10 protein-coding genes are annotated in these 13,818 nt (G+C 55.4%); 2 read left to right on the forward strand and 8 right to left on the reverse strand.

What is annotated here, in order from left to right; all coding sequences use genetic code 11:
• Window positions 1-14: 14 nt before the first annotated feature.
• Together J0A68_RS06610 and J0A68_RS06615 are read right to left on the reverse strand one after the other, a co-directional pair.
• On the reverse strand, window positions 15-2,675 hold the full coding sequence (locus tag J0A68_RS06610; RefSeq protein WP_206577398.1) for a DUF7133 domain-containing protein: 2,661 nt from the start codon (window positions 2,673-2,675) through the stop codon (window positions 15-17).
• A gap of 286 nt (window positions 2,676-2,961) precedes the next feature.
• Window positions 2,962-3,321: a diacylglycerol kinase family protein gene (locus tag J0A68_RS06615; RefSeq protein WP_206577399.1), complete on the reverse strand. Its 360-nt coding sequence runs from the start codon at window positions 3,319-3,321 to the stop codon at window positions 2,962-2,964.
• A gap of 290 nt (window positions 3,322-3,611) precedes the next feature.
• On the opposite strand from J0A68_RS06615, the gene J0A68_RS06620 reads away from it, so the two are divergent.
• Both J0A68_RS06620 and J0A68_RS06625 read left to right on the forward strand, forming a co-directional pair.
• Window positions 3,612-4,649, forward strand: coding sequence for a hypothetical protein (locus tag J0A68_RS06620; RefSeq protein ID WP_206577400.1), 1,038 nt, complete (start codon window positions 3,612-3,614; stop codon window positions 4,647-4,649).
• A 109-nt stretch (window positions 4,650-4,758) separates the two neighbouring features.
• Window positions 4,759-6,177: a cellulase family glycosylhydrolase gene (locus J0A68_RS06625; protein ID WP_206577401.1), complete on the forward strand. Its 1,419-nt coding sequence runs from the start codon at window positions 4,759-4,761 to the stop codon at window positions 6,175-6,177.
• 77 nt (window positions 6,178-6,254) lie between these two features.
• Here the strand turns inward: J0A68_RS06625 and J0A68_RS06630 are convergent, their stop codons facing one another.
• The 6 genes from J0A68_RS06630 to J0A68_RS06655 all read right to left on the reverse strand — a co-directional run bounded on the left by J0A68_RS06630 (window position 6,255) and on the right by J0A68_RS06655 (window position 13,620).
• Window positions 6,255-7,451, reverse strand: coding sequence for a ChbG/HpnK family deacetylase (locus tag J0A68_RS06630; protein ID WP_206577402.1), 1,197 nt, complete (start codon window positions 7,449-7,451; stop codon window positions 6,255-6,257).
• Window positions 7,451-8,611 carry a hypothetical protein gene (locus J0A68_RS06635; protein ID WP_206577403.1) on the reverse strand — a complete coding sequence of 387 codons (1,161 nt, stop codon included), beginning with the start codon at window positions 8,609-8,611 and terminating at the stop codon, window positions 7,451-7,453. Before J0A68_RS06635 ends, J0A68_RS06630 begins: the two co-directional genes overlap by 1 nt.
• 209 nt (window positions 8,612-8,820) lie before the next feature.
• Complete coding sequence (locus J0A68_RS06640; RefSeq protein ID WP_206577404.1) at window positions 8,821-10,989, reverse strand: hypothetical protein; 2,169 nt, start codon at window positions 10,987-10,989, stop codon at window positions 8,821-8,823.
• Between the two features lie 10 nt (window positions 10,990-10,999).
• The gene (locus J0A68_RS06645; RefSeq protein WP_206577405.1) at window positions 11,000-12,394 is read right to left on the reverse strand and encodes an MBL fold metallo-hydrolase RNA specificity domain-containing protein; all 1,395 of its coding nucleotides are present in this window, start codon (window positions 12,392-12,394) and stop codon (window positions 11,000-11,002) included.
• Complete coding sequence (locus J0A68_RS06650; RefSeq protein ID WP_206577406.1) at window positions 12,391-13,227, reverse strand: LOG family protein; 837 nt, start codon at window positions 13,225-13,227, stop codon at window positions 12,391-12,393. Before J0A68_RS06650 ends, J0A68_RS06645 begins: the two co-directional genes overlap by 4 nt.
• A 201-nt stretch (window positions 13,228-13,428) precedes the next feature.
• Window positions 13,429-13,620 carry a hypothetical protein gene (locus J0A68_RS06655; RefSeq protein WP_206577407.1) on the reverse strand — a complete coding sequence of 64 codons (192 nt, stop codon included), beginning with the start codon at window positions 13,618-13,620 and terminating at the stop codon, window positions 13,429-13,431.
• Window positions 13,621-13,818 lie beyond the last annotated feature (198 nt).

A 13,818-nucleotide genomic window follows, 5' to 3' on the forward strand; every position in this document is an offset into this window, starting at 1 on the left:
GGCGGTTTTTGAAGTTATTTCTGCTGTGACAGGAAGGTCACGAGCGAGGCCAGTTCCTCATAGGAGAGGGAATTGGCCAAGCCGGCAGGCATCATGGAGTTTTCCAGCTCCTTACGCTCCTTGATGTTCTTCTTTTCCAGCTTGGTAGCGGTGCCGGTGATGTCGCGGATGGTCAGCTCCTGGGCGGATTCTGCGGTGACAAAGCCCATGTAGAACTTGCCGTCGTTGGTGGTGATCTGCACGGATGCAAAGCCCTGGGAGATGGACGCATTCGGCTTGAGGATCGCCTCGACGATTTGGTCACGGTTCATGATCGACCCGATCTGCCCCATGAATGGGCCTTTCATCACTTGGCCAGCTTCGATGGCGTGGCAGGCGATACAGCCTTGGCTGGTGAAGAGCGTTTTGCCGATGACAGGATCGCCTTTGAGGCCGCCTACCGCGAGGATCACATCTTCGATGGAGGCTGCTCCGACTTGTCCTTTCTTGTTTTTGATGGATTCGAGATCTACGGTCGTTTCCTCGACGACAGGAGCGGCAGACTCAGTGCCCAGCTCCACGATACCGAGGCGATGGCGGTCGTTGAGGCCTGCGTAGAATGCTTTCTGGGAATCGCCTGAGGCACTTGATTCCGCTACGAGGAAGGTCTTGATTTTGTCGGAGGCCTCCCAGTTTTCGGCTTTGTAGTAGGGGCCATGGGTGTCCGGACGGGTGCCCCACCACCAGCTGCCGTCGTATGGCGCTTCTTTTTGATAGAGACGTCCCAGCGCGGTTTGGATTTCGGCCTTCTTCACGGCATCCTCACTGGCTGCATAGGCAGCCATCAGGCCGTCCACTGCCTTGGGATCGTGCATGTTTCGCAGTGCCCAAAGTGCAAGCTTGTAGTTGTCGGAGTCGAGGGCTTCTACAGCCGCATCCACGGCATTGAGCTCCACGAGCGCTCTTACCGCCAGATGGGGCAGGACGATGTCGGAGTTTGGAGTGGCATGAGGGCCTTCTGTATCCTTGGCCGGAATCTGCGCAGAAGCCGGGACAGGCACGTCCAGCAATACTTCGGCGGCTTTTTTGTCACCCAATCTTCCCAAGCCAACGATGGCCGCGGCTCGCACTCGTGGGTTGGCATCTTGGGCAGCAGCGATGAACAGGTCTACCGGAACTCCGGAAATGCAGGCCTTCTGGTCGGTCAGCGCTCGGAGCGCAAACTCGCGTAGCTTGTCTTCCTCGCCCAGTTTGACCAATTCTTCGACTCCAGCGCCGCAGGCAGCTTGGGAGTAGGTAAAGATCGCGGCTACTCGGGCTTCCAGAGGGAGCGTGTTGTCTTTTGCCACGGCAAGTGCTGCGGCGGCGGCTTCGTCCTTGGATCGGGTCAGCAGCTCTTGCTGAGCGTCCAGTCGGGTGACGGAGTTGGTGGCTTTGAGCAGCTCGGCCAGTTCGGCAACAGAGGCTGCTTTGAGGTCAGGGTAGGCTTCGTGTTTCCATCCTACCGGTACCACGCGTACCACGTAGCCTTTTTCAGGATTTCCCCTGAAGCCAGCTCCATCCCAAGCCGCCAAATACATGGTGCCTGATCCATCCACGTCCACGTCGGTGATCTGGGACAGCTTGATGAAGTTTTCGTCCTGTTGGGTAAAACTCGGTCCATCCATGGCTACACGGTGGATGTAGAGTTGGCTTTTGCCCCAGTCTGCCATCATCGGTACCCGGTTGTATTGGGCTGGCCAGCGAGCGTCGTCCATGAAGTAGGCACCGGTGCCGGAGCCGCCGCCCAAGTCGGCAAGCGCAGGGAGGATTTCGTCGGTGAAGTGCTTAAACAAGCTCGGATAGCCGTACTCTCCGCTTTGGAGGTGGTGGATGAAGCGGATGTTCCATCCTCCGCCATCGTTGGTGTTGCCGCGGGTGTAGATGTTCATGAAGGGGTCGATGGCCACATCATAGATGTTTCGGGTGCCATGCGTATAGACTTCCATGCCGGTGCCATCGGGCCGCACGCGGACGATTCCGCCGCCGAGCATGGTGAGCTTGGTGCCTTCGCGGTCTTCCGCATCGACGAAGCCAAAGTCTCCGACGGCAATGTAAATCCACCCGTCGATGCCCATTCGGATGCCGTTGGTGGAGTGGTCCGTCCCACGGCTTCGGAGTTGGTTGGCGGTGCTGATGCCGGTAATCAGAGGCTTGGCTGGGCCGTCGGCCACGCCGTCTTTGTTTTTGTCCTCAAACACCACCAGATCCATCCCTGTAGCCAGGCTGTCGGCTCCAAAGGTCGTGTGGAGCACATACACCTGGTCGTCCAAGGCGATGATTCCCCGGGGGTTGTCCACCTTGACGAATTCGGTGTGGGAGTCCAGGGTGCCGTCGTGGTCGCTGTCCACCAGCTTGACGATGCTGCCTTTGCCCGGAGTCTTGCCCAGGGAGCCGATCATATCCACTCCTACAAAGACCTCTCCAGTCGATGCCACAGCTAGGCAGGAAGGGCTGGGGACGATCTCAGGTCCGGCAAAGTTGGTGATGAGGAGCTCGGTGCTGTCCGCGCCGATGCTGTCGGACACGATGCCCTCCGAAGAGAAATAGGCGGTGAGTTCGGAAAGGTCGGAGGTTTGGGCGGGCTTGTACTTGCTACATCCCGCCATGGCGGTGAGGGCGAGCAAGCCCAAAAGGGAATTTGAAACTTTAGACATGCAAAAAGCGGAATTAGGGTTTTTTCGAGAGGTTTTGAAATAAAAACCGGCACGAATATATCGGTTTAGGAAGGGGAATCTTCCCTGTTTGATGCAAAACGATGACACTAATCCGCTTTTTTTATGGACGGTGGGCTTTTTTGCCTTTGGTTTTGCCGCCGGACAGACCATCGTCGATACAAAATGAAGGTGTTCCGGCCTGCAGTTGTTTTTCCCTTTCCACGCTTCGCCAGACTTCGGACGAAACTCAGGATGCTGGCTGGCAGGTGCCTGGAAAGTGGATGCGCTACAAAAAGTAGGGAAGGTAGATCAGCATCCCGATCAGGAAGGCGGTCAAAACCGCAAAGGTGACGGCACCAGAGGCGATGTCCTTGATGAAACCGATCTTCTGGTGGTAGTCCGGGTGCACGAAATCGCAGACCTTTTCCACCGCAGTGTTGAGGCTTTCGATGGCCAGCACCAGTCCCATGGCCAAAAACTGCAAGGCCCAGTCCACGCGGTCGATCTTAAAATAAAAGCCCATCCCCACGAAGACCAAGGAGATGGCAGTCTGGGTGATGATGGAGTTTTCCGTAGTGAGCAGGAGAAAAAAACCTTTGACGGCGTACTTGAGGCTTTTGACGCGACCGATGAAGAATCCTGGCATGACTGTAAAATTTGGGTCAAAAATAGGGAAAACCAGCCACAGTGCGCTTGTTCTTCGCCCTTGATTTGGGACTATTGCCATGCCTGGAATTCGGGATAGCGCAGCTTGGGCATAAGAGACCAACGTCGTTGATGACCTATGTTCAAGCAGGTATTTGCAGGCCTGTATAGATTGATTGGTGTTGCGTAAGTATCAGAAAACCAATTAAAAATGCTATATTAAAGAAGCGTCGACCGACCTTGAATCGATTTTTCATCCCGGTAAAGTTTCATCCCATAGACCCCAGGACCATGAAAAAGACATCGTTTTTCCCCGTTTTCATTCTGTTGATTTCCCTTTTTTCCTGCATCAAAAAAGAAGCGCCTCCCGAGCTGGGTGCCGAGAATGTAGCTGGATTCCTCAATACCCAGGTAGGCATCCTCTTCACGACCGCTACCGATCAGGCAGACGTCCTGGCCAAGCTGGAGGCCAAGCCTGCGGAGGAAGGCATGTTTGCCATGCCGATCATGGAGCACGAGGGCAAGACCGTGTGGTACACCTTTCAAGTCTCCCAAGTGGAGAAGCCTTGGGAATACCTCGACTACGTGATCGAAGACATCTGTATGGACCAGGTGTTTTTTGATTTTGAGAGCCAGGTGGATGATCTGATCGACGGGGCCGTGCCAAATCTCGGTGACCAGATCGTGATGGCCTGTGGCGATCTGGTGGGCGATCTGGAGGAGGAAGTCCAGGAAAAGACTCCTGAGGAAAGGCTAAAGGAACAGCAGGAGAAGCTTCGGGAATTTAGCGAGCGGCTGCTGGAAATGGGCCGGGAATTAGGACGTGCCGCTGAGGAGGCGCTAAAGCAGCAGGACACTGATGCAGCCAAAGAAAAAGGGAAGGAGCTGGCCAAAAAAGCCAAGCGGGAGTTTTCGCTGGACTTGGACTATTGTCTGGACAAGGATTGGAACTTCGGCTTTGGCTGGAGGTATCGTTACGAGTTTCAGGAGGAACTTCCCCCAGAACTGATCCAGGAGTTTTCCAAGAATTTTGTGCGCTACAAAGTGTACAAGGAGGCCACCTGTGGCGTCGGTCCACCGACTATGGCGAGGAATTGCTCCATGGAGCTTCCCATGATGCTTCCCGGGGACTCGCGTTCGAAGCCAATCCCCATGCCTACGCGATGGGTCACCGACGAGTACTACGAGCGCAAGGTATGTAGGATAGGCAAGGGGTTTTGCGTGGAGCAGGAGGTGGTCATCGGACTGGCCAAAGTCTATTCCGACCCCAACTGCACGCGAATGATCCATGTCAGGAGCTTCAAGGGTTTCAGCTGCTTTGACAGCTAGGAGGCAGCTCCGATAGCCCTGCGGAAACAAACCGATACCCTATTGCTAACATTTGATGGACCTGCGAAAAAGCCGGGCGGGGTAGATTTGGGCATTGTATCTACTGCCCATGAATAGCCTCGTTTCCAGATTTTCCATCGTTCTCTGTTCGGTTGTCTTTTTGTTTTCCTGTGGGGAAAAAGAAGAAGCACCTGCCAGCCTCCAACTGTCCACGGAAGAGATCCGTGCAGCAGCCAGCGGAGGGACTTTCAATTTAGCCATCGCCAGCAATGTGTCTTGGAAAGTGATCCTGACCGGAGACTGGGTGGAGGCGAGTCCTGCGGAGGGATTTGGTGATGAGGAGGTCATTTTTTCCGTCAAAGAAAACAGCGACGAGGCAGTCCGAAGTCTGGACATTAGGGTGACGGGCGGAGGAATCGTCCGGACATTGACGGTCTCCCAAGCGGCTGCCGAGCCGGAGTTTCCCAGCTATCACATCCCTGCTGACCACACCGGCATGCGAGATATTAGCAGCCTAGAGCTGGCCGCGGACATGGGCGTGGGCTGGAATTTGGGCAATTCCCTCGAAGCCATAGGAGGGGAGACGGCCTGGGGCAACCCGAAGGTCACCCAGGCACTGATCGACCAAATCCAAGCCGCGGGCTTCAATGCCGTACGGATTCCGGTGGCTTGGAGCAAGTTTGCCAACGCTACCGACTTCACCATAGACCCAGCCTGGATGGCTCGGGTGCAGGAGGTGGTGGACTATGTGGTCGGCAAGGGGATGTACGCCGTCCTCAACCAGCACTGGGACGAAGGCTGGATGCAGCCCACCTATGCACAGCAGGCCTATGTCAACGGCCGATTGGAGAAAATGTGGATTCAAATCGCCCTACATTTCCGGCACTACGATGATCATCTGCTCTTTGCTGGCACCAATGAGGTGATGGTGACCGGCGACTACGGCACACCCAAAGCGGAATACTACACGGTGCAAAACTCCTTCAACCAGACCTTTGTGGAGGCAGTCCGATCCACGGGCGGCAGAAATGCCCATAGAAACCTGGTCGTGCAGACTTTCAATACCAACATCGACCATGGCATCAACTTTTTCGCCCTGCCGGAGGACGCGACGGATGATCGACTGATGGTGGAGGTGCACTACTACGATCCCTACGAATTTGTCCTGAAGGAGGAAGGCGGCGCGAGCCAATGGGGGAAAAATGCCACCGACCCAGTCAGGAAAGCGGCATGGGGTGATGAGTCGCATGTGGATGCGCAATTCAAAAAACTAAAGGGGAAATTTGTAGACCAAGGCATTCCTGTACTGGTAGGGGAATATGGAGTGATCTCCAGAACGGCCCTGTCCGACCATGAACAGTATCGAAAAGACTACTTGGACTACGTCTCGGCCAGCATGAAAGCCCACGGTTTGGTTCCCTTCTATTGGGACAACGGCCATGCCGGCAACTATGGCTTTGCCCTGTTTGACCGCAATACCGGGACACAGCTCTATCCAGACTTGATTCGGGCTATTGTCGGGAAGTAAGAGGTTTTTCCCGACCTCATGGGGATCTGGCTTTTTCGCTCCGTGATCGTAGGATAAGCCTTCGGCAGGGTGGCACTCTATGTCCGAGGCAGCAGCCCAAAGGATCTGTCAGTGTTCCAGACACAGCGCCGTTGTAGGGAAAGGTACTCCGCCACGCGTCCGTCGAAGTATTTGATCTCTATGCCGGGATAGGAGGTTTTGAGCGGCTCGTAGTGCCGCACGAAGTCCGATTGGCTGCGAAAGCCGGATTTCATGAGGTGGATCACGATCTCCCGCTGCCGGTCGGTACTGACCAAGAAGTCCCGCATCCATTCGTCCAGCGCACGCTGCTTTTTGCCGATGGCGGATTCATAGCAAGTGATGCCAAAGGGAGGAATCGGCCCGTAATGGTCCACAATCGTCCGTTGGGAGCTGTCAAACTCGAAGGGGCCCAAGCGCTCCTCCCAGCTGTCCATTCTTCGGATCGAGGGCAGGTTCACGTGCAGCAGGGCCAGCGTGTCGTACCAGAAGCGCTTGGAGCCGGGTAGGTAGCGATGGGTTCTGACCGGCACGCGGTGCCTGCGGGACCAGTCCTGCACAAAGTCAAACAAAGGCCTGTTGAAGGTCAGTACGTCATGGTGGGAGGTGAGGTGGTCGGGCTCTCGACCGAAAACCTCCTTGAAACGCTCATATTGGGCCTGAAACTCTACCTTGATCTGGGCGACATAGTCCTCGGTCTCAAACCTTCGGTTGAATTTCCGAAAGTCCAGAAACCGGTTGTCTCCGTCCACCAGGCTTCCCACGGAGGCATGGTGGGAGAGCGGTGAGCCGGAGGTGATGGTGAAGTGCAGTCCTATGTGCGTGGTGTCGTAGAGGCTTTGGCTGGGATTGACGGAGTAGTCTTTGAGTTTTTGGCAAAAAGACTTAAGGTATCCTGACTCCGGGTCATCGGGTCGGTTGACCAAGACGGCGATGGAATTGATCCATCCTTCCCGCAGGGCAATGAGTGCCCCGATGTCTATCTCATCCACGATGCCGATGTCATCGGCGGTGACCAGCACCTTTTTCTCTATCAGCGGGACCTCAGAACTGGTAAAAACTGCCTTGCTCCAGACAAAAGTTTGGTTGCTCAGGACGTACCAGATATTGCTGTCCAAGTAGGACTCACCGACGATCGCATGGGAGATTTCCACCTGGGAGTTGGGTGGGAGGGTTCTAAAGACGGGGGAGTTGACCTCGGGTCGATCTCTCCGCAGGTTGACGTACAGAGTCGTGATGCCTGGATAGGTAGCCATTAGCCTACTGCTTTGATGGTGAGATTTTCGGGGGAGTCGCCATCCCCGGCGTTTGCGCCTTTGGCCGGAATTTTCACCGAATTGCGTACCTGCATGAGCTTGTTTAGCAGGTCAAACCAAAACGGAGCTCCGAGGGAGATTGCATAGGCTGTGATCAGCCATCCCAAGACAGTCCAGGGGGTGTAAGGTTTTTTTTTGTCAGCCCCTAGCACGTAGTTGTATTTGGCCATTCGAGCGCTTAGCGTGTCCAGATAGATCTGCTGCTCCTGTAGTGTGGTGGAGTTTGGGATCTCCGGATGCTCTGCGAGATAGGCCGATGCACTCTCGACCAGCATCGTGCGCATCTCGTCGTTGGAAACCAACTCTGTGGTGAGGCTGATGGTGTCCACATTGAAGAACCCGGCGATCACAAAACCAACGATGAACGTAAGAAGGGTCACTTTGCGCTTGTACCAGCCGGCGATGCGGTCCATCTGTTCCTCGTACCAGTTTTCGATCAGTGCCTTGAATTTCTCCTTGTCGTTTGCGGCTTGCTGCCATAGGTTTTTGAGCTGGTATTTGGTCTCCGAGCCTATGGATAGCCCCTCGATCTCCCAGGGGTTGGTTTTGCCCTTTCTCTGAAAATGCTCCCGGCGGAGATGGTCCAGCTGTTCCTGGGCGGCTTCGATTTCGGCTTTATCCTCGGTGTCGGCTTCGGAGACTTCCTTGAGGCGGATTTCCGCATCGCGGATTTTGGAAGCCAAAAGGCTGGGGTCGTACTCGGGGATGATATCGAGTGTGGCGGAGATATTGGATACGTCGTCGAGGTAGGCACCTTTTCTCAAAAGGTCGATCAGCGTACTTCCAAACCTGTCCTTGCCGATGTAGGAGGGCTTGGAGTTGAGCCCCTTGTGTCCCAAGTATTTGATGGCTGGATGGGCGTAGAAGGCCTTGGTGAGTGGGTTGGTGGTTTTGACCCAAAAAAGGTTGGCAACAGTATGGTTAAACCAATTGGAAAGCTGGTCGTCAGCCAGCAAGCGGTCGATGCCTGTAATGAGGTTTTTGGATCGGGAACTGAAGGCGCTCGTGATCGACTCGATCACGGTCATCGCCAGCAGGCTATAGAGCAGGTAGATGAATACTAGGCTGATAAAAACGTCGAGTACAGCTAGGCCGGTCATAGGAGCTTGGTTTAAAAATCAGGGAAAACCACAAAAACAATCGAATATCAAATTAATCAATTTTCAGGGCAAACCAAAGGAAGGAGGTTCTGGATGGCCTTGTAAGCGTTTGGACATGAGTTGGATATACTGCAAGAGGCGTTCAAATAGAAAATCCCGGAACAGGCTCCCGGGATTTTCTTGACCAAAAGTCAGCAACAAGGAAATGGCTACCTCCTCCTTCCCCCACCCATACGGGCACCGCCGCCCCGGTAGGAGCCGCCGAGGTTGCCCGCCCTGTTGGACTGCTGGAAGCCCCGGTTTTGGGTGGTGCTGCGCTGTCGATTTTGGTAGTGCTGGTCCATCTGCGAAGGCTGGTTGGTGCGCTGCCAAGAGTTGCCTTGGCGCTGGCTCCAGTTTCCGTTGGCGTCGCGGTTGTACACGTTTCCATTTCGATCCGAATACACGTCCCTGGTACCGGCACCGGCCATAGCTCCGCGATTGGCCGGTTGCTGTCCGGTGGATGGGCGAGCGCTTGAAGTGCGGTTTCGGTCGTTGGTCGAGATACCCGGCTGGGTGCTGGGTCTTTGGCCTGCGCTGGCTCTTTGACCGCGGTCGCCCCGCTGGACGTCTCGGGTGGAGACGTCGTTGCGCTTGTTGTAGATGTTGTTGGACCGGTCGATGTTGATGTCCCCGTTGTTGATAAAGACGCGGTTTCCTCCTCCATAGTAGGGCGGTCTGTAGGCTCCCGGTCCCCAGTATCCCCCGCCTCCGTAGAAGCCGAAGTTGAAGAAGCCATAGCTCATGTGGAAGCCCATGCTCCATCCGGTCCAGGGATTGTAGTGCATGCTAAAGCCAAAGGTCACGGGACGGGGATAGTAGTAAGGGCCGTACCAGGGATTGTAGTAGTAGCCGGTGCCATACACTACTGTGGGGCCGTAGACGTAGCTACCCATGTAGCCGGGGGTGTATCCCACATAGACGACTTCGGGCGTGCTTTCGTAGATATAGACATATTTCACATTGTATGCCGGAGAGCTTGCCGGGATGTCTTCGACGTCTTTGGGCCGCTCGTCGCTCACCTTCCATGGTCCGGTGGCCTCGTCGGCGACAAACCAAACCCCATTGTCCACGGCGTAGTATTTTTTGCCAGATCGGAGGACGGTAGTTTTGGTGTTCATCGCCAGATCCAGCTTTGTCCCCTCTATAGCTTCAAACTTCGGCTCGCCGTCGTAGGTGACTTCGAGTGTCGCCTTCGTCCGATCTACTTTGGCTGTCTGCGGCACTTGGGCGTCGTGGATGGCGTCCATGCTCGCCTGCGTGCCAGGGACGCTTGCCAAAACCCCTCCTTTGGGAGAGGTCTCGGGGATTTTGGCAAATTCCGCCGGGAGGTTTTCAGCCGGAAGGTACTCCCAGGGCCCTTCCAGCTTGGCGGAGTTGTACCATCTGCCCGAGAGGAGGAGGTAGTACTTTTGGTCGTCTAGGTATCGGAAGATGTTGTCGTCCGAATTGGACATGTACAGCAGACCTGTGCCTTCGATGTTGGCAAAATCGGCCTTGCCCTCAGACTGGATGATCTCGGCGGGAGTGGTGCTGGAAATGACTTTTTTAGGGGCTTTGGCCTTGGAGTTTGGCTTCTCGATTTGCTGCTCCTTGATCTGCTTGTCCACCTCGCTGATGGCTTTCGGCAATTTTGAAGTCAGGACATACCCCTCTTTTACTTGGGGAGACACGTACCAGCCTTGTCCGGCAAAGAGGTAGTATTTGTTGTCATCAGCCTGCACGATGAGGTAGGGGGTGTTGATCACCCGGTTCATCTTGAGATCCTTGTCCTGCTCCAGCTTGGGTTCCCCGTCAAAAAGCAGCAGCAGGGTGGGTTCTTCGGAGTAGAATATCTCGGGCGCTTCGTTTTTCAGCCCCTCGCTTACGTTGATTTGCTCGGTCTCGATGGTGGCCGTGACTTCGTCGATGGTGGATTCCAAACCCCAGAGCGGAATCTCACTTTCCAGTAGCGATTTTAGTTTGGATATTTTCTCCGCTTCATCGATCCCGGGCAGTTTCACGTCGGTGATTTTCACGCTTTCCAGGGTCATGAGCCGGGTGTCGCGGTCAGTATTCATGATGGCCGAGTACCAAAACACGCCAAATACCAGCTCGCTACCGGGTGTCTCTTCTACCGAAAAAGCCGAACGCCCCGAGATCTCGTTGCCCGTCAGCGACTCCGGCTGGGGTTGGTACACCGTGATTTTCGCGCCATTTTTGGCAAACATGTCCTTTGGCCAGCTGTTTTGTCCAAAGACTGGGAATAGGACTGCCAGCAAGGCGAAGGAAAAAAAGCCCGTACGAAGCAGCAGGTTGAGGCTGGCAAAGCGATGGGCGATGGTGGGGGAATGGTCCATTTTTTGGAAGTTAGATTTCAATTTCGTCTCCTATTTCGGGCAGCTCGGGCCGTATGCCAAATTTCTCCTCGATCAGTCCGGCAAGGGCACTTCTGGCCCGGTCTTCCCCGTGCACCAGCGCGAGCCGGGGCTTGCTGGGTGCCAGGTAGGAAAACCACTGCAGCAGCTCCGATTGCCCGGCGTGGGCGCTGAAGCCGTTGAGCGTATGTACTTTGGCCCTCACGGGGATCTCTTCTCCGAATATCCGCACGACAGGGTGCTTTTCCACCAGCTTTCGACCCAAAGAGCCATGTGCCTGGAATCCGACGATGACCACATGGGTGTTGGGATCGCGGAGATTGTGCCGGAGGTGGTGGAGGATGCGCCCGCCGTTGCACATGCCGGCACCGGCCAAGATCATGCAGGGGCCAGGCACCTCGTTGAGGCTTTTGGACTGCTCGGAGCTGGGGCTGGGGATGAAATACCGCTCGTCCACGGGGAAAGCGCCTTTCTTTTTCAAAAGCTGAAACTCCTCATCCAAGAGGTCCTGGTGGTTTCGATAGATCTCCGTAGCCCGGATCGCCATGGGACTGTCCAGGTAGACGGGGAAAGGGGCTATCGTCTTGGTATTGTACAGCTCGGCCATGTGGTAGAGCAGCTGCTGGGCGCGGCCGATGGCAAACGTGGGAATGAGGATCTTGCCGCCGACTTTGCTCACTTCCTTCACGATGGTGAAAAAGTCCTCGACCGTCTCCTCATAGGACTTGTGGTCGCGATCCCCGTAGGTAGACTCCATGAAGACCATATCGGCCGACTGGAAATGCTCAAAAGGCCGCAGCAGGGGGAGCGAGAGCGGCCCCAAGTCCCCGGAGAATGCGACAACTTTCTTTTTCCCATCCTCCGTCACGGTCAGCTCGATGCAGCCAGAGCCCAGCATGTGTCCTGCGATGACCCAGCGTGCCGTGATGTCTTCGGTGATCGCCACCGGCTGGTCAAAGTCAATGGGCCGGTTGAGCGCCTTCATGGCCTCTACGTGCTCTGGCTCGTACAGGGGTTCTGCCAGGGGCTCTCCGGGCTTCCAGTATTTTCGGTTTTGGCGCTCGGCATCGGCATCCTGCAGGCGGGCGGAATCCTCCAAGATGATCTGGCTCAGCTCCAGGGTTGGTCCGGTGCTGTAGATGGGCCCGGCGAAGCCATGCTTGATGAGGAGGGGGATGCGCCCGCTGTGGTCTAGGTGACCATGGGTCAAAAGCACCGCCTGTACCTCCCCAGGCCTGGCTCCCGGAGGCAAAAGGTTTTTGGACTCGGAATCCCTGCCTCCCTGAAACATGCCGCAGTCTACCAGAATTGCGGATTTTTGGGTTTTGACCAGGTAGCAGGAGCCGGTGACTTCTCCACTGGCTGCGCCAAAAAGTTTGATTTTCATTGCGTCGAGGGTCTAGGTTTCAAAAGGGATTTTTCGTGGTCAAGGATCAGCCGCATGTCTTTGGGGAGACTTTTGACCACCAGCTCCACGGCTTCTTCGGGCGTGTCGACGATCTTGGAAAAGCCGATCTCCTCTGGGGTAAATACCCCCTTGTCCGCCAAGTAGCTGATGTAGTCCCGCAGGCCTTTCCAAAACTCCCTCCCGACCAGGATCAGGGGGAAGGGGCCGATCTTTTTGCACTGGATGAGCGTGGCGGCCTCAAAGAGCTCGTCGAGCGTGCCCAGTCCGCCTGGCATGACGATGTAGGCGCAGCTATACTTCACCAGCATGGTTTTTCTCACAAAAAAGTAGTCGAAATTGATCGTGTCGTCCACGTAGGGATTGGGGGCTTGCTCATGGGGCAGGATGATGTTGAGTCCGTAGGATTTGCCGCCTGCCTCGAAAGCGCCCCGGTTGGCAGCTTCCATGGCGCCCGGCCCGCCGCCCGTGAGCACCGAGAATCCGGCCTTGGCAAAAGCGCCTCCCGTTTCCCGGGACAACTCATAGAAGGGCTCGCCGGGCTTAAACCTCGCCGAGCCGAAGATGGTGACGGCAGGGCCGATGTGCTGCATCTTTTTGATCGCGGAGGCAAACTCCACCTGGACCTTTTCCAGCCTTTCCATTTCCTTTTCGTATGATCGGGAGTGCTGTAGAAAGTCTCGCTCTTCGGGCACTACCGCTTCGACTTCGGTAGGCAATTCATAGTTCATTTGGGCTTTTTCCCAGTGCGCCTGCCAGGCATTTTCCCAGTCTTCGGGACTGATGGCGCCAGTGTCTTTGGGTGTGGATGTCATGGTGTACCGTTGAAAAATCAAAATTGGTTCACCGCAATCTATCCAAACTAGCGAGGAGATTTCATGACTTTTATCAGCCAAGGATTCCTCAGCGCAGGGCCAAAAAGGGTCTGGGATGGCCCTTCCTGGAGGTTTTGGGACTGGCGGACAGTCTTTTTATTCGCGGGGAAAGCTGACTCCGCTCGTCAGTCCAAGGCGCGCTTATCTCGCTCCCAAAATCCGGAAGGGCAGCATGAAGATGTTCCTGACCAGGTCAAAGCTTAGCTCTACGGCAAAGCCCAAGAGCCGGAAAGGCAGCAGAAGCAGCCATACGATGGGATAGAGGAAAAGGGCGATGATGGCAATGGGCCAGCAAAGGACGAAAAGGATGCACCAGAGGATGAAGGTCAGCATGTCGTAGTGGTTTTCCCTGCAAAACTCAAAAGCCGTTCCAAGCGGGTAAATCCGGCCTGGCGACTCCAAAGGGCCGGGTCTGCTATCGTACCTGTATCGATAGCGTACACCAAGGCAGGCAGAGTGAACGGCAAAAGGACCCAAGCCGCCTTGCCGTGAGAAGTTGAAAAAAATCGTTAGTTTCCTGCTGATTAGCAT

Origin of the sequence: Algoriphagus oliviformis, from assembly GCF_017254915.1 — a bacterium.
In the GTDB taxonomy this organism is placed as follows: Bacteria; Bacteroidota; Bacteroidia; order Cytophagales; family Cyclobacteriaceae; genus Algoriphagus; species Algoriphagus oliviformis.